This window comes from Enhygromyxa salina (assembly GCF_002994615.1).
GTDB classification, from domain to species: Bacteria; Myxococcota_A; Polyangia; order Nannocystales; family Nannocystaceae; genus Plesiocystis; species Plesiocystis salina_A.
Genome location: NZ_PVNK01000211.1, coordinates 17565 through 32916, shown reverse-complemented (window position 1 = coordinate 32916; position 15352 = coordinate 17565). Strand labels below are relative to the sequence as shown.

The following is a 15352-nucleotide window of genomic DNA, read 5'->3' as shown; positions in this document are numbered from 1 at the left end:
GTCGTGGCCGAGCTCGACAGCGACAAGGCCAAGGGCCGTGACGGGCGCGAGACCTCGCGCGAGCACGGCCAGGGCAGCGCGGACGAGCGCGAGCCCCGGGGCGCGCCGCCGCGGGAGCTGATGCCGATCCTCGAGCGCCAGGTCGGCAGCCTCGCGCTGAGCGAGCTCGACGGCGTCGGCCCGATGGCCTTGATGCGCGCGGTCGCGTGGAACAACGTGCTCGCGCGGCTCGGGATCGCGGTCCCGCTGGTCATCATTCACGACGTCGGCTGCCTGATGTGCGGGCTCGGGCGCCCGGCCTCGGTCACCCAGGGCATCGGCGACCCGCGGCTCGGCGAGGCCTGGCGCCAGCTGCTCGTCGAGCTCGGCGAGACCGAGCTGGTCCGTCAGCCCGCGGCCTGGAAGCACCGCGATCCGATGGTCGGGGTCGTGCTCGCCCGGGTCCTGGCCAGCGTCGCGCCGCAGCTGCCCGAGGACGCCCGGGTCGCGCGCCCGCGCGAGCTGCCCGTCGACGTGGTCCAGTACGCGCGCATCGATCCGCGCTCGGCCTACACCCGCTACGATCAGGATCTGGCCCTGGCCTGGCTCCGGACCATGACCAGCCACCGCTTGCTGCCGCTGCTCGAGACCGAGCAGATCGACGTCGACGCCCTGCGCCTGCTCGGCCTGTTTCGCACGGGCCAAGGCGGCGTCGCGGGCGTCGACCTCGCCGACCTCTACAACGTGATCTTGTCGCCGCAGCTGGCCGACGTCATCGACTTCTCGCTGGAGCTGCTGCCCTCGCTGCTCGAGGTCCGGCGCGAGATGGGCCAGCAGACCTTCGGCATCGACGGCTACGCGTCGATCGAGCGGATCGGCCACATCGACAACATGGTCCTGACCCAGCTCGCGTTCGACGACGAGGTCTTCGAGCAAAAGTTCGTCGACCACGAGCTGTTCTATTACACCCACGAGAAGCAGTACGAGAACGAGCGCCGCATCCACTACGTGCTCGTCGACGGCAGCGCGTCGATGCGAGGCGTGCGCGAGGTCTTCGCGCGCGGGCTCGCGCTCGCGCTGTGCAAGCGGCTCGCGCTGCTCGGCGAGGAGGTCGTGCTGCGCTTCTTCGACAGCCGGCTCTACGACGGCGTCAAGGTCGGCGCGGCCGGCCACGTCGAGGTGCCCTACGTGCTCCAGTTCCGGGCCGAGCGCGGGCGCAACTACGCCGCGGTCCTGCGCCAGCTCAACGCCGAGCTCTCGGCCCCGCGGCGCGACGCGGCCTCGACCCTGGTCTACATGCTGACCCACGGCGAGGCCCAGTTCCCCGCGTCCGAGGTCCAGCTCCTCGCCAGCCGCGCGCCGATCTACGGGGTCTTCATCCTCCCACGCGGCCCGCTCAACCTCGGCTACCTCGACGCGCTCCATCGCGTTCACGTGATCGACGACGACGCGATCGCCCACGGTCGTCGGGCCTCGCGGGCGCGCCAGATCATCTCCGAGGTCGAGAGTGATCTCGAAGACGCCGCCCGCAGCCAGGTCAGCGGCGTCGCCGAGGACTCGCGCGGGCGCGAGCGGAGGCCCGGGTGATCGACACCGCGGTCTTGTGGGTCCGGGCCGAGGCCTCGATGCGAGCCGGGCGCTGGAACGACGCCCTCGCCCAGCTCCGCAAGCTGATCGAGGTCGTCGATCGGATCGACTTCGAGTACGAGGAGTGGCTGCGGGCGATGGCGGAGTCGCTCCGGGCCCTCGGCCAATTTCGCGACGCCGCGGCCTGCTGGGCCTACCTCGGCTCGACCGAGGCCCCGGGCAAGGCCCAGCTCGATCGCCTCCGCGTCGAGATCGACGCTGGCGACGCGGACATGCAGGCCGTGCGCCTGTTCGGGGTCTACCTCTCGCGCGCCGGTCACCACCGCGACGCGGCGACATGGTTCGAGCTCGCCCACATGCCGATCCACCGCGCGATCGAGTTCGAGCGCGCGGGCCACGACGCCGAGGCGGCGGAGCTGTGGAGCGAGCTGATCGACGGGCGCCGGGCCGACCTCCTGGCCGAGCGGCCCTACGAGCAAGCCCTGGCCCGGATCAACTACGGCCTGTGCCTCCATCGGCTCGAGTCCGAGCGCGCGCGCCAGGCTCTGGCCGAGGCCACGACCGCCGTCGAGGAGGTCGCGGATCGCTTCGAGACCGAGGGCCTGCGCGAGCGCGCCTTCGACTGCTACCAGCTGCTCGCGCGGATCGGCCTCGAGACCGGCGCGTTCGAGAACGTCGCCGAGGGCTACCTCAACAGCGTCCGGATCCTGCGGGACGACGCGCTCAAGCTCGACGCCCTGCGCCTCTACGAGGGCTTCGTGACCCTCGCCCGGCGCGCGGGCGAGTACCACGCCGTGGCCGGGATCCTGCGCGAGGCCGCCGACTACTGCGCCCGGGCCGGGCTGCCCTACGGCGACGACCTGCGCCTGCGCGCGGGCGAGGCCTGGCTCAAAGCTGGCGACGACGCGGCCGCCCACGCGCACCCGGTTCAGATCGTCGAGAACGCCTACCTCGCCGCGGCCGAGTCCTACGTGTCCGTTCGCGCCTTTCGCCAGGCGGCCGAGGTCTACAGCCGCGTCGCCCAGCTCGAGATCAAAGGCCGCGAGCGCTACCGCAGGCTGCTCCAGCGCCTCGGCAAGAACCCCGAGGACGCCCCCCGCCCGGTCCCGGTGCCCGAGTTCCTCAAGCGGCTCCCGGAGTTCGAGGAGGTCTGGTACGTCGATCTCGCCGAGTGGGAGCTCGAGGGCGACCCCGCGCTGATCGCCGCGGGCGTCATGGCCGACCGCCGCTTCCCCGACTACGTTCGCCGCCACGCCCTGCTGCTCGTGCTCGAGCTCGGCAAGACCGGCCGCGACAAGCCGCGCTCGCAAGTCGAGATCGTCCGGCGGCTCAAGGGCATCCGCGCCTATCCGGTCATCGCCGCGCTCGAGCGGATGTACGCGACCGGCGACGCCGCCGTCCGCCGCGAGGTCGCCCACGCGCTCGGGGCCCTGAGGTTCAAGCGGAGCTTCTCAACCCTCAGCAAGGCCCTGCGCAGCGACGACCCCGAGGTCCGGGCCAAGGCCTCCGACGCGATCAGCAACCTCTACTTTCCCCACGCCTTCGATCGCCTCCGCCGGGTGTTCGAGGCCCGCGATCTGCCCGACGCCGACGACGCGCGGACGGCCGCGGTCAAGGCGATCGGGCGCATCAACACGGTCGAGGCCCTGGACTTCCTGTGTGACCGCCTGCGCGAGGCCGACCACAGCTACATCAGCCACGTGACCGCGGCGATCTCCGAGCTCAACAACGCCGACCTCGCGCCCTACATTCGGCAGCAGATCGACCTGGTCCCGCCAGCCTATCGCTCGGTCCTCGAGGACGCGGCCCAGCGCATGGGCGGGTGAGGGGCTTCGTCTCACAGCCATGCCCTCGCGCACGACGATGCTCGAGGGGCTGCTACCCGAAGAAGTAGCTGAAGCCGACGTTGAAGGTGTTCAGGATCGGATACTCGCCCGCGAAGCTGTGCACGAGCAGCTGCCAGCCGAGGCTGACCCCGATCCCGTGGCGGAAGCGACGGCGCTCGGAGTCATGCAGCAGCAAGCCCGCGTCGAGCTGGAGCTTGGGCCCGTGGGGCGCGGCGTCGGGGGGATCGGCCATGCCCACGCGGGTGGTCGAGACCGGGGCATAAAAGAAGTTGTAGCCGAGGCGCGCGTCGATGTAGCCGCGCCCGAACAGCCCGAGGCGTCCGAGGCCGAGGCTCGGGCCGCCGCCGACGAGGACGCCGCCGAACTTCTCGACCCCGTCCTCGCCGAAGGTCAGCTCGCCCGCGTAGAGGGCAGCCCCGACCCCGTAGCCGATCATGTTCCAGGTCTGGCCGAGCTCGACGTTGGCGAGGCCCATGCGCCCGCCGCCGAAGCCCTCGCTCGTGCCCGACAGCGCATAGGCTCCGCGGGCCGCGAAGTAGAGGCGCGAGGGGTTGTGCTCGGGCCGGTAGGTCCGCGCGTAGTAGTTTCGAAGTCGCTCGCTTCGATCGACCCGCGCCGCGTTGTTGGGGCTCGACGCGCGGACACGGGGGGTCTCGTCGGGCTCGTCGCTGGTCAGGAGGTTGGAGAGATCTTTTTCCTCCGCTGCAGCGTCCGGGGGGGTCACGGGCGCGGGTTCGACTGGCTCAGCGCTCGGTGCCGCTGTGTCCGGGGACATGGAGACAAGCTCGCTCGGATCTGCGGCGTCAGCATCCGCGGTGTCCTCGGACACTGGTTGATCTTCGTCTTCAGGTTCAGTCGTGTCGGGACCAACGGTTTTTGCGGGGGGGGTCGCAGGACTCGACGGCTGTTGGATCTGCGGTCCCTCGTCGGCTGGAGCCGCAAAGGCGAGGCTCGGCACCAGCATGATCAGATACAGCGGAGCCACGCAGCGAGGGGCCATCTGCGGAGGCTACTCTCCTTGGTTCGTTGGCGCGAGTCCGCGCGTGCCAATGGCGCCGAGCCGAGCCTGGGAAGGCGCGAACAAGTTTTCGCAAAGGGTTGCCAAAGGCGCGATCGACTTCGATGATGTCGGGACCCGTCACCGGCCCATTGATCGGCGGCGGACGAGGGAATCCCCCATGCGCCAACATCGAAAGCACCCCCGGACCGTCGGAATCACCCTGGCCACGGCCTTTCTGGCTCTGCCGGCCCTGGCCTGTGGTCCGACCATCTTCGCGGATACGGACGCGCTGACCGTCATCGGTGAGCCGCCGCCACCGCCGCCCGAGCCCGAGCCCGAGCCCGAGCCGCCGCCCAAGCCCAAGCGGGTCGAGGTCACCGCGGCCGCGATCGTGATCAACGACAAGATCCTGTTCGAGGTCGACAAGGCCGTGATCCGGGCCGAGTCCTTCGACTTGATGAACGAGATCACCCAGGTCGTGAAGGAGAACCCCCGGATCAAGAAGATCTCGATCGAGGGCCACACCGACGACGACGGGTCCAAGAACTACAACAAGAAGCTGTCGCAGAAGCGGGCCGACTCGGTCATGAGCTACCTCGTCGAGCACGGGATCGAGGCCGAGCGCCTTACCGCCGTCGGTCATGGCGAGGACATCCCGATCGTCGCCAACGACTCGCCCGAGAACAAAGAGAAGAACCGCCGGGTCGAGTTCATCATCGTCGAGCAAGAAGAGGTCAAGAACGTGGTCGAGATCGACCCCGAGACCGGCGAGGAGAGGGTCGTCGAGAGCAAGGCCGTGCCCCAGGCCAGGGTCGCGGCTCCCGACACCGCCAACAAGGGAGAGGCCAAGTGAAGACCACGATCAAACTGGCTGTCATCGCGCCGCTGCTGCTCAGCGTCGGGTGCTCGTTCATCGCCCGCGACCCCGACAGCTACCGCGAGGTCACCCGCGAGCTCGTCGAGACCCGCGGCGCCGACATCAAGGACTGCTACGACGTCGCGCTTGCGACCAACGAGACCGTCGAGGGGACCGTGGTCGTCAACTTCAGCGTCGAGAAGAAGACCGGCAAGATCATGAACCCGGTCGTCGACGCCAGCAGCGACGCGCCGGCCGAGCTCTCGCAGTGCGTGGTCACGGCGATCGACGGGCTCCAGCTCGATCCGCCCGACGCCCGCGAGGGCCAGGCGACCTTCCGCTGGAAGTTCGAGGCCCAGCCCGCCGCCGCGCCGGCCAGCTGAGCTCGCTCGCAGCGCTCTCCAACCAGGAGCGGCAGTCGCCGCTCCTGTTTGGTTTAACCCGTCTGCGGCCGGATCTACCCGCGGTGGTCGAGCACGAGCTTGCCGACGGCCTCGCCGCGCTCGCTCGCGATGTGGGCCGCGGCGAGCTCGTCGAGCCCGAAGCTGCGATCGATGCGGACCTCGAGCACGCCCTTGTCGACGAGCTGCGCGAGGTGGGCGAGGCGACGGTGATCGACGCGCACCGTCACGAAGCGATAGCGACGCCCGCGAGTCAGCTGGCCGAGCAGCCGCGCCGACGCCCGCAGCCCATGTTTGGCGATGTTGGGCAGGCTGACCTCGCCGTCGGGGTCGGGGCCAGCGACGCCGACCAGGCGGCCGCCCCGGCGCAGGACCGCGAACGAGCGCCGCTCGATCTCCCCGCCGACGCAGTCGATGACCGCGTCGAGTCCGTGGACCCGATCTTCGAAGCGCTCGCGGTGGTAGTCGATCGGCTCGGCCCCGAGCGCGCGCAAATAGTCCTGGTTGCGCGCGCTCGCGGTTGCGAGGACCTCGGCGCCGAGGTGGAGGGCGTACTGGACCACGAGCGAGCCGACGCCGCCGCCACCGCCATGGACAAGGACGCGCTCGTCGGGTCGGACGAGCGCGGCGTCGACGGCCTGGATCGCGGTCAGCCCGGCCAGCGGAACCGCGGCGGCCTCGATCCCGTGGAGGCGGCGCGGCGCGAGGGCGAGGTGCTGCTCGGACACGCAGATGCGCTCGGCGTGGCTGCCGGGGCCGCGCAGAGGCGTGATCCCGAAGACCGCGTCGTCGCGGGCGACGGTCGTCGCGTTTGAACCACACTCGAGCACGACGCCGCAAAAATCCCGGCCCGGGGTAAACGGGAGCTGCTGGCGAAGCACCTGGCGCAGGTGGCCCTTGCGCAGCTTCCAGTCGATCGGGTTGATGGCTGACGCGCGGACTTCGACGAGGACCTCGTTGGCGGCGGGCCGCGGCTCGGGGAGGTCCTGGCGCAGCTCCAGAACCTCTGGGCCGCCGTACTCCGAGTAGACCTGTGCGCGCATTTGAGCCCCGAGACCCCGAGGTCGTCGAGCTGATTCGCACACCGCCGCCTCGCTCGTCAAACACGGGGCTGTTCGCTATCGTCGCGCAATGAGCGAGTTGCGTGTCCGTTCGTTGGTGTTGCTGTTGGCGCTGCCCTTCGCGCTGCCCGCATGCGCGAGCGAGCCCTCGGGCGACGCGGACTCGGGCACACAGACCGGCACGGGGGGCGAGGGCGAGGGCACGGGCACGGGCACCGGGGGCGACGGCGACAGCGGCGACGGAGACGGCGATCCCGGCGACGGCGACGGCGACGGCGAGGACCCGAGCCAGATCTGCGATGAGCTCGGGCTCCCGGTCGCCGAGCTGCTCGACGGCACCGGGGCCGACTGGGGCGACGTCGCGGGCGACTTCACGGTCGAGACGACCTTCGGGACCTGGAACCTGGCGGAGAATTTCTCGGGCTGCGACAGCTACGTGTTTGTCAACCATCTCGGCGACGGCACGAGCGACTCGCTGCGCAACAGCTTCAACGCCGAGCTGTTCGAGCGCGCGCCGCAGAACGTCCACTGGTTCTTCGTCAACAACGACGCGGACCCCGAAGCGGGCGCGATCGCGTGGCAGACCAAGATCGGCCAGGCCCTCGCCGCCCTCGATCAGGACGCGATCGACTTCTGGTCGCTGCGCGTGCACTTCGTGACTGAGGCGCCGGCCAGCCTCGGGGGCAGCCTCGGCCAGTTCTACGCTCAAAACCCCGGGGCCATGGTCGCGGCGATCGATCGCTTCCAGGAGTGGGAGTACCCCAACTCGACCAGCGACACGGGCGGCGGCAGCTTCGCCCAGACCGCCGCGGTCTTGGCCTACACGCCGCGCTACTACAATTTTCGTCACGCCCAGGAGCGGGAGCTCGCCGCCCAGGCCGACGTGACCGAGGTCGCGATCCTCGACCAGGTTGAGTTCCCGCCCGACGGCCCCGGCGGCCAAGATGGCCCCTTCGCCAACAACTTCAACAATCAGGTGTGGACGGCGAGCTTCCCCGACGCCGCGACCATGGCCGGCTTCGACACCATGGACGTCGTCGTGACCGGCGAGTGCGGGCCGAGCCCCGGCGACGACTGCGGGCACTGGGACTACGAGGCCTTCGTCCACTGGTGCGACACCGAGGCCTGCGACGGGGCGGTCCACGAGGTGTTCCGCTGGATCACGCCCTACGCCCGCGCGGGCGTGCGCAAGTGGGTGTTCGACGCCACGCCGATGCTCGGCCTGGTCGCGGGCGGGGGCGACCACTACTTCCGCTTCGGCATGCGCTGGAACATGAACCCCTCGACCTGGGACATGCGCTTTCGCCTCCGCAACACCGGGCAGGCCGGCGCCAGCAAGACCCTGATCCCGGCCTTCACCGGCAACAAGGGCTTCAACGACACCTACAACGACGACTGGCCGAGCGTCGAGTTCACGCCGCCGGAGGGCGCGACCAAGGTCGAGCTCGTCGCGTTGATCTCGGGCCACGGTCAAGACACGGGTAACTGCGCCGAGTGGTGCAACCACCAGCACCAGTTCACCGTCAACGGCGGCGCCTCATACACGCGCGAATTTCCGGCCGACGTCGTCAACCAGCGCTGTGGCGAGGCCGCGGACATCGGCGTGGTCCCGGGCCAGTGGGGCAACTGGACGCCGGGTCGCGCGGGCTGGTGTCCGGGCCAGCCGGTCCAGCCCTGGATCGTCGACATCACCGACGAGGTCACCCTCGGCCAGGTCAACACGATCGACTACGTCGGGATGTTTGGCGGGGCGCCGGTGACCGGCAACCGGGGGCGGATCTTGCTCAGCAGCTACGTCGTCTTCTACGAGTAGCGACGAGCGCCTGGGTGCAAGACCCGACCGAACCCCGTGGGGCGTCGAACTTAGCGAGATGACGATCGAACCAGCCGGCTCGTGGTACGCCAGCCATGTCCCATGGCTTACTTGCGACCGCTCCCCCGTCAGCTCTCGATCTTCGCCACGCTGCTGTTGTCAGCCTGCACTGGCCCCGCCGCTGAGGACGAGGGCACCGACGAGGTCACTGACGACGGCACCGACGACGGCACCGACGAGGCCCGGGACTGCAGCGATCCGGGGACCGAGCTGCTGCTCGAGGCCAAGCCGGTCGCCGTACCGGTGCCGGGGGAGTCGGTCTTCACCTGCACGAGCGGGTGGGCGACCGACGCCCCCCAGCGCGACCCCGCCTGGACGGTGGCCCTCGGACAGGCGGCCAGCGAGCTTCTGTTCACGCCGCTGATACTCGGCGCGCACCCGGGCGGGTGTGGTCGTGGCCGGCAACGGGGTCTTTCGTCGCTACGACGCGAGCGGCGAGCAGCAGTGGGCGTCCGATGCAGCGGTCGCGGACTCGAGCCAGGTCGCGCTCGCGGATCACTTCATGACGGCGTGCCGAGAGCTCTTGTCGAGCACGAAGCGCATGCTCGTCGACTTGCGCCACGTGAGCGATCCCGAGTACCGGGCCGAGCTCGCCAAGGCCGGCGTAAAAGCATCGCCCGTCAACAAATCGCTGCACGGGAGCCCCGGGGTCAGCGGGCACGAGATACTCCGGCCCAAGATCAGGCCCAAGCGGGGGGCGATCTGGCCGAAGTTCTCTCGCCTCTCCCCTCTCGCGGGCGCCGCGAACCTCCGCAAGCGAGCGCCTCGGCGCCGACGGCCCGCGCGAGGTGAGCTCACCGCGTCGCCGCAGTCAACGACGAGCAATCGAGGCCGGGTCGCGCTCGGAGTTGCGGCGGGCAGTGTTGTGCTCACCGCTGCCGGCCTCTGGGGCCTCAGCCAGATGACCGAGGACTGACACCGGTGTAGGATGCGCGTACGATCGCGCGTGCGCTCCGCTCGACTGTGCCGCTCCTGCTCGGCGCCATGCTTTCGTGCTCGGCTGTGCCCGACATCTCTGCTGAGCTGACTGAGTATGACGAGCTGATCACCGACACCCGTGCGAGCGCTTGTCGCTGTCCTGAAGACCTGGGCTTCGCCAATCGCGTCGAGTGCGACGACGCCTACGGGCCAGTCTCGATCGCCGAGCGCCAGTGCCTCGACGACGCGGTTGCTGGCAGTGAAGACGATGCCCAGGCACACCTGGACTGCGTGAACATGGCGCTCCAGTCCTACCTTCAGTGCCTGGATGCGAACGTCGAATGCGAAGAGGGTGCATACGACGCGTGCACAGGCGACTACATGGTAGCGACCGCGGCCTGCCCGAGTATGCCCGCTGGTGTGCAAACTACGTTTGATGCCTGTCTGTAGCGCGGCGCCCACGGTCGCGCGCCCCCCGCGCGCAGTACACGGAGTTGGATCCATATGGTAGGCTCGGCGGTGAGGAGCGAGAACAATGTTCGACGTCTCGGAACGGAGTAGGAGTGAACTAGACTTAATCGCCAGTCAGGAGGAAGGGTACCTCCTGGACTTCAAAGCAAAGGAGATTAAGCCAGCCAAACTCCAAGAAACGTTTGTGGCGATGGCGAACTCTGACGGAGGCGATCTCTACGTTGGGATCGCCGACCACAGTGAAGCCGGAGAGCGCCTCCGTGGTTTTGAAAAACCCGAGGATGCCAACGCCCACATCGCCGAGTTGCTGCATAACACTCAGCCAGCCGTTGAAGGTGTGGAGACTGAGTTCCTTCATGAGCCATCAGCGGGCTACATTCTCCATTTGATTATTCCAAAGTCATCCGTCGTTCACTATACATCAGGTAGCGTCTGCTATGCACGGAGCAATGCGAGTTCCCAAAAAATCAAGGGCGACGCAGTGACTCGGCTTGCATATGCCAAAGGATTCTACAAATTTGAGGACACCCAGGTCCCCAATCTTGAGATCGATGACATTGTTGGCTCGCCGTTCCTGAAGGACTTTATCGGGCGAGTGGGTACATCCCAAGACCCTCAAACCCTTCTTCGACGCAACCGGTTGCTGCCAGAGGTGAATGGCATTCGCCGGCCCTCAGTTGCCTGCGCTCTCCTCTTTGACCCGGAGCCACAAGAAGTCATTCCCTCAAAGTGCAGCGTGAAGATCATTCGAATGCAGACGATTGACAAAGACTACAAGCGTTCGCAGCTTGAGGGCACATCTGTAATAAACGGGCCCATCGAACACCTCGCCAACGCCTGCAAGGAGAAGATATTTGAAGTCATGAAGGACAGTACATACTCGGTTGGCGACAAGGTTGTCAGGGTCGCCTATCCCGCAAAAGCGGTTCACGAAATTTTGGTCAACGCGATCCTCCATCGGGACTACAGTTTGTCCTCGGATGTTCATGTTACAATCTACGACAACCGAATCTCAATCAAGTCGCCCGGTAAACTTCCAGGCAATGTGACCGTCGACAATATCCGTGAGGCACACTTCAACCGAAATCCGAATATAGTGAGGATGATCCATCGGCTCCCCAACCCGATCAATCATGATCTGGGCGAGGGCCTCGACACCGCTTTCAATGAAATGCGGGATGCAGGACTGGTGCCGCCAGAGATTGCTGCGATGGATGACAGCGTCGAGGTTACGCTAAAACATCAGCGACTAGCATCCTACGAGGACCAGATCATGGAGTTCCTTGAGACTCATGACTCCATCGCTAACCGCGAGGCTCGTCAGTTGACTGGTGAAGGCTCTGAGAACAAGATCAAACGCAGTCTTCAGAGGTTACTCAAGGCAAAGAAAATCGAACCTTCGGATGCAGAGGCTAGTCGCTTCAATCGGCGCTACCGGAAAGTGCGCTCAGAGAACTCAGAGAACTCAGAGAACTCAGAGAACTCAGACGAACAGCTACCACTGATCGAAAGTGACTAGCTGTCATCCATGCAGTTCCTCCAGCCCGTAGCCGAGCACGGTGGACAGGTCCATGAAACCCAACACCCTCCCTCCTTCGCGCATATTGCGCGATCTCGGTCTTTCACGAGGTGTATCGTCTCGGTCGTGATCGAACGCCGTCCTGTCCACGAGGTGCTCGCCGCGAACCTCCATGGATTCTCAGCGCGCCCCGCGAACAGAAAGTTTTTCCGCGTCAGCGCGACCGGGACGAAGTTGTGCTCCGCGGCCATGTTGTCGATCGGGATCCCGCCGTCGCTCTCGAAACGACGCAAAGCCAATTGATGCTTCAGCAGATACCCGATCGCGCGACCGAGCGGCGACTTCGGCGGCACGTCAGGCTCGTAGGCTCGACACCACGACACCATGTCGTCGTAGCAGGGGGTGCTGTGCTCGCGGCGGGCTGCGAGGCGCTCGGCGCCGGGTAAGCACTCGGTGAGGACATCTGTCGCCAGCGAGCGTAGACGCCGACGATCGGCGGATGCCAACTCGACGCGTAGACCCTCGAGACCTCGCCTCCCTCGCCGCCAAGCGCCGTTGGACCCGTCCAGACGCCGCGACGGTCGTCCAGGCCTGGCGCGACAGCGACATGAGCCGGCGGGCCTCTTGCGAGCGCCACGACATCGACGAGCAGCGCCTGGCTCGCTGGGCCAAGAATTACCTGGCGCCGCCGAGGCTCGCCGAGGTCGCCGTGGTCGGCGAGCTCCCGAGCGCGAGGTCATCCTCGCTGGTCATCGAGCTCGGCCAGGCCCGCGTGCACGTCGAGCGCAGCGTCGACGACGAGCTCCTCGCTCGCGTCCTCCGCGTCGTGGGGTCGGTATGCTGAGCCTGCCGCCGAGCGTGCGGATCTACTTCGCCCTCGACCCCGTCGATCTGCGCAAGGGCTTCGGCGGCCTGTTCAACGTGACCCGCTCGTTGCTCGCCGAGGATCCGATGCCGGGCCACCTGTTCGTGTTCATCAACCGCCGCGGGAACCGGGCGAAGATCCTGTTTTGGGATCGCACGGGCTGGATTATCTACTACAAGCAGATCGAGCGAGGCACGTTCCGCGCGCCGAAGCGTCCCGGGCTCGGCGAGGTCAAGGTCGAGGTCGAAGCGGCCGAGCTGATGCTGATCCTCGAGGGCATCGAGCTCGCGGGACCGCGTCGGCGGTAGCGGTGGGTGCCGGAGAAAAAAACTGTGACACTTCGCTGCTGAGGCTGCCTTATACCAGTGTGGGAAGCCGCGACGAGCTCAACCTCGAGCAGGGAGGTGGCCGCCCTCGAGAGCGGCTTGGTCAGCTCGCTGAGTAACAAAATGCGCGAGCCACCGCACATCAGCCCCCGCGCGAGGGCTCGCATGAGGGCCCCCGCTTCATCCAGACAAATTCGCCCTCGTCCCAGGTCGCCCAGACAAAGCTCTCGTGGTCCAGCCTGGCTCGAAACTGAAACCGGACCGCGGTCGGTTGGCCGTCTTCGACCTCGGTGATCTCGGCGGTGTAGTCGACCGTGCGGACGGTGTCCCCGACCCGAAAGGGGGTCGCCCTCGTGTTTCGAAACTGGACGGCGAAGCCACCGACCGGCCAGCCAAACTCTGGCTCCCGAACCACGACTGAGGATTCGTCGACGCACTCGAGCTCGGGCTCGGCCGGGCCAGAGTGCAGGATCCACACAAAGTTGGGCACGCTGAGGCCGCGGCGCGCACGGTTGGCGGCGAGCTTGTCGGCGGCCGGATAGTCCGGCGTGTGGACAATGATCAGGCCCTTGCGCTTCAAGCCCTCGCCGGGGAGGTCTGGACCGTGGGCGTCGCTGTGAACGAGCAGGACCGCCTCGAGGTGACTCGACACGTAGGGGTCGGCGAGCGTCGGAACGACGAGGTGAATGACCCCGACCCAAGCCGCGCCGAGGGTCCGCGCCGCGCCGGCTCGACGCAACAAGGCCCCGTCGACGAGCTCCGCGAACACGAGCGACATGCCAAAGCTGGTCAACACCAACAGGCGATCGACCGGGAAGCTCGCCGCCAGGGGCAGGCACCCCAAGGACGCAGCGAGGAGACCAAAGCGGGCGGCGCCGCGCTTGGAGTCCGGTGACAGCACGAAGACCAGCGCTGCGATCCCGACACCGAAGGCTGAGGCGGCCCACAACCACAACGGGAGGTCTGGAATGAACGGCGGCGAGACGCTCAGCGCGATCAGCGAGCCGCAGCGCGCGGGCAAAGCCAGCAAGAAATTCAGGGGATCGGCGATCGGGTCGATGTAGCCCCCCGACCCTAGGGCACCGTAGCCGAGGAGCTTGTAGACCACGCGCCACGCAGCGACGGTCACGAGCGCCGGGGTCAGGGCGAGCAGCCGCGACCGGAGCCGGCCCTTGGAGACGAGCAGCTCGTACGACACCAAGAACGCCAGCGTCACCACTGCTCCCTCGGCGCTCAGCAGCGCGGCGCCAAGCAGGCCGGGCGCGACCACTCCAGCGATCCACTTGCGATCCGATCGCCAGCGAATATGGGCCAGCAGGCAAGCCAGCGCCCAAAAGGTTGAGACCAGACCATTGCGGTGGGCGAGCCAGCTCCACGGCACCACGTGGGTGAAGGACAGCGCGTAGAAGATCGCCGCGAGCCCTGCGACGCGAGGATCCGAGCTGAGTCGTCGAGCCACGGCCCACGCCATGGCGCAGGCCCCGGCGTGCCAGACGACGCTGTGCGCGTGCATGAGGCCCGGTGAGTTGGGCCACAGCCAGAAGTCCAGGTGATGGGTCGCCGCCGATAGCGGCCGAAAGAACGCGATCCTCAGGTTCGGGTCGACCCACCACGGATACCGCCCCGAGGTCCGCATGCCGATCGTTCGCCTCGGGTCATGCTCGACCAGCACGAACATGTCCCACCAGGCTGCCTCGCTCCGACCCGCGCGGTGGGCCGAGAGGAACTGGTAGTGCATCAGGTCGTCAGCGAGCAGCCCGTTGCCGAGGGACGCGAGCCCGAGCAGCAAGCACACCCCCACGACGACCCACACAAACCGAGGATGCGCCAGCAGCCTGCCGAGGGCTGGGTAGCGGAGGGCTGGGGCATCCGCTGACATTGATGGCGGAGTGTACCCGACCGACACGGGGCCGCCCATCTCGCGCGCGTGTGGGCGACAGGATCGATGACTTCAGAACAGCGAGATGGGCTCGATGTCGAGAAGATCCTCGTTGTCGCCGAGGGTTTTCGTGTGGCCCTGCCCGAGTTGACCCGTGTCGTTGTTCCCCCAACAGCGTAGCTCGTTGAACTCGTTGACCGCGCAGGTGTGGAAGAAACCTGCATCCAAGATGCGGATCGCACCACCGACATCCAGCGGTCCGCCTGCAGTAGGAGCTTCGTCGTCGCCGATGTCTTCGAGATCACCCGAGCCGATTTGGCCAAATTCCGCGCTGCCCCAGCAGTAGGCTTCCTACTTCGAGTACACGCCCGACTGGAAGGCGGACGCGACGCGCGAGTTCTTGCGCGCGCGCGAAGGCTGGATCCATGGTCGCCTACCTCTGGACAACACTGCCGCCGAGCGGGCCCTCAGGCAGATCGCGGTCGGCCGGAACAATTGGCAGTTTGCAAGGAACGACGCGAGCGGGAGGCGGAAGGCGACCATGTATTCGCTGATCCGCACCTGCGAGCTCAACGGCGTTGAGCCGTGGGCCTACCTGCGTGAGGTCTTGACGCGGATCGCCGATGGGTGGCCGCAGAAGCGACTGGCTGAGCTGCTGCCGCAGAACTGGTCGCCGGACGCCGTCGCTTCGGCAGCCTGAGCAGATCGAGCCTGCGCGCTCGAGCGCGAGCACGCTCTGGCCGAGGCTCAGCAGCATGGTGCCGAGGTCG

Annotated in this window: 16 protein-coding genes and 1 pseudogene; 12 read left to right on the top strand and 5 right to left on the bottom strand. The window is 67.3% G+C overall.

What is annotated here, in order from left to right:
• Positions 1–3 precede the first annotated feature (3 nt).
• Both ENSA5_RS24860 and ENSA5_RS24855 read left to right on the top strand, forming a co-directional pair.
• Positions 4–1566, top strand: coding sequence for a hypothetical protein (locus tag ENSA5_RS24860; RefSeq protein WP_106394189.1), 1563 nt, complete (start codon positions 4–6; stop codon positions 1564–1566).
• A complete protein-coding gene (locus tag ENSA5_RS24855; protein WP_106394188.1) occupies positions 1563–3392 on the top strand; it encodes a HEAT repeat domain-containing protein in 1830 nt (609 codons plus the stop codon). Before ENSA5_RS24860 ends, ENSA5_RS24855 begins: the two co-directional genes overlap by 4 nt.
• Positions 3393–3444: 52 nt before the next feature.
• Here ENSA5_RS24855 and ENSA5_RS24850 read toward each other — a convergent pair whose 3' ends face one another.
• Positions 3445–4137, bottom strand: coding sequence for a hypothetical protein (locus ENSA5_RS24850; protein WP_106394187.1), 693 nt, complete (start codon positions 4135–4137; stop codon positions 3445–3447).
• A 454-nt stretch (positions 4138–4591) separates the two neighbouring features.
• Between ENSA5_RS24850 and ENSA5_RS24845 the strand changes: the two genes are divergently transcribed.
• Both ENSA5_RS24845 and ENSA5_RS24840 read left to right on the top strand, forming a co-directional pair.
• Positions 4592–5266 (top strand): OmpA family protein, encoded by a 675-nt coding sequence (locus ENSA5_RS24845; RefSeq protein WP_181198112.1) that lies wholly within the window; start codon positions 4592–4594, stop codon positions 5264–5266.
• Positions 5263–5652 (top strand): AgmX/PglI C-terminal domain-containing protein, encoded by a 390-nt coding sequence (locus tag ENSA5_RS24840; protein WP_106394185.1) that lies wholly within the window; start codon positions 5263–5265, stop codon positions 5650–5652. The genes ENSA5_RS24845 and ENSA5_RS24840 overlap by 4 nt, the downstream gene beginning before the upstream one ends.
• Positions 5653–5726: 74 nt before the next feature.
• Here the strand turns inward: ENSA5_RS24840 and ENSA5_RS24835 are convergent, their stop codons facing one another.
• Positions 5727–6713: an NADP-dependent oxidoreductase gene (locus ENSA5_RS24835; RefSeq protein ID WP_106394184.1), complete on the bottom strand. Its 987-nt coding sequence runs from the start codon at positions 6711–6713 to the stop codon at positions 5727–5729.
• A gap of 88 nt (positions 6714–6801) precedes the next feature.
• Between ENSA5_RS24835 and ENSA5_RS24825 the strand changes: the two genes are divergently transcribed.
• The 4 genes from ENSA5_RS24825 (at position 6802) to ENSA5_RS24810 (ending at position 11512) form a co-directional block, all read left to right on the top strand.
• Positions 6802–8544: a peptide-N-glycosidase F-related protein gene (locus ENSA5_RS24825; RefSeq protein ID WP_181198111.1), complete on the top strand. Its 1743-nt coding sequence runs from the start codon at positions 6802–6804 to the stop codon at positions 8542–8544.
• A 454-nt stretch (positions 8545–8998) separates the two neighbouring features.
• Positions 8999–9520, top strand: a complete 522-nt coding sequence (locus tag ENSA5_RS24820) for a hypothetical protein (RefSeq protein WP_146156078.1) — start codon at positions 8999–9001, stop codon at positions 9518–9520.
• A 47-nt stretch (positions 9521–9567) separates the two neighbouring features.
• The gene (locus ENSA5_RS24815) at positions 9568–9972 is read left to right on the top strand and encodes a hypothetical protein (protein ID WP_106394180.1); all 405 of its coding nucleotides are present in this window, start codon (positions 9568–9570) and stop codon (positions 9970–9972) included.
• Positions 9973–10057: 85 nt separating this feature from the next.
• Entirely contained in the window at positions 10058–11512 is a 1455-nt protein-coding gene (locus ENSA5_RS24810) for an ATP-binding protein (protein ID WP_106394179.1), read from the top strand.
• On the opposite strand, the gene ENSA5_RS39820 is transcribed toward ENSA5_RS24810, so the two are convergent.
• Positions 11509–12018, bottom strand: a complete 510-nt coding sequence (locus ENSA5_RS39820; RefSeq protein ID WP_181198110.1) for an IS66 family transposase — start codon at positions 12016–12018, stop codon at positions 11509–11511. The two genes, ENSA5_RS24810 and ENSA5_RS39820, sit on opposite strands and share 4 nt — an antisense overlap.
• Between ENSA5_RS39820 and tnpA the strand changes: the two genes are divergently transcribed.
• Together tnpA and tnpB are read left to right on the top strand one after the other, a co-directional pair.
• Positions 12012–12356 carry an IS66 family insertion sequence element accessory protein TnpA gene (gene tnpA / locus ENSA5_RS38180; protein WP_181198109.1) on the top strand — a complete coding sequence of 115 codons (345 nt, stop codon included), beginning with the start codon at positions 12012–12014 and terminating at the stop codon, positions 12354–12356. The genes ENSA5_RS39820 and tnpA overlap by 7 nt on opposite strands.
• Complete coding sequence (gene tnpB / locus ENSA5_RS24800; protein WP_106394177.1) at positions 12350–12685, top strand: IS66 family insertion sequence element accessory protein TnpB; 336 nt, start codon at positions 12350–12352, stop codon at positions 12683–12685. The genes tnpA and tnpB overlap by 7 nt, the downstream gene beginning before the upstream one ends.
• 160 nt (positions 12686–12845) lie before the next feature.
• On the opposite strand, the gene ENSA5_RS24795 is transcribed toward tnpB, so the two are convergent.
• Positions 12846–14516: a glycosyltransferase family protein gene (locus ENSA5_RS24795; RefSeq protein ID WP_106394176.1), complete on the bottom strand. Its 1671-nt coding sequence runs from the start codon at positions 14514–14516 to the stop codon at positions 12846–12848.
• A 138-nt stretch (positions 14517–14654) separates the two neighbouring features.
• The gene (locus ENSA5_RS38175; RefSeq protein WP_181198108.1) at positions 14655–14810 is read right to left on the bottom strand and encodes an RCC1 domain-containing protein; all 156 of its coding nucleotides are present in this window, start codon (positions 14808–14810) and stop codon (positions 14655–14657) included.
• 172 nt (positions 14811–14982) lie between these two features.
• Here ENSA5_RS38175 and ENSA5_RS39815 point away from each other — a divergent pair.
• Positions 14983–15099: pseudogene (locus tag ENSA5_RS39815) on the top strand (IS66 family transposase); the annotation flags it as partial.
• A gap of 24 nt (positions 15100–15123) precedes the next feature.
• Positions 15124–15282 carry a transposase domain-containing protein gene (locus ENSA5_RS39340; RefSeq protein WP_258183006.1) on the top strand — a complete coding sequence of 53 codons (159 nt, stop codon included), beginning with the start codon at positions 15124–15126 and terminating at the stop codon, positions 15280–15282.
• Positions 15283–15352 lie beyond the last annotated feature (70 nt).

Coding starts and splice junctions, on each gene's coding strand:
- ENSA5_RS24845 (WP_181198112.1), top strand. CDS start 4,592: ATGCGCCAACATCGAAAGCACCCCCGGACCGTCGGAATCACCCTGGCC.
- ENSA5_RS24835 (WP_106394184.1), bottom strand. CDS start 6,713: ATGCGCGCACAGGTCTACTCGGAGTACGGCGGCCCAGAGGTTCTGGAG.
- ENSA5_RS24825 (WP_181198111.1), top strand. CDS start 6,802: ATGAGCGAGTTGCGTGTCCGTTCGTTGGTGTTGCTGTTGGCGCTGCCC.
- ENSA5_RS24810 (WP_106394179.1), top strand. CDS start 10,058: ATGTTCGACGTCTCGGAACGGAGTAGGAGTGAACTAGACTTAATCGCC.
- tnpA (WP_181198109.1), top strand. CDS start 12,012: ATGCCAACTCGACGCGTAGACCCTCGAGACCTCGCCTCCCTCGCCGCC.
- tnpB (WP_106394177.1), top strand. CDS start 12,350: ATGCTGAGCCTGCCGCCGAGCGTGCGGATCTACTTCGCCCTCGACCCC.
- ENSA5_RS39340 (WP_258183006.1), top strand. CDS start 15,124: ATGTATTCGCTGATCCGCACCTGCGAGCTCAACGGCGTTGAGCCGTGG.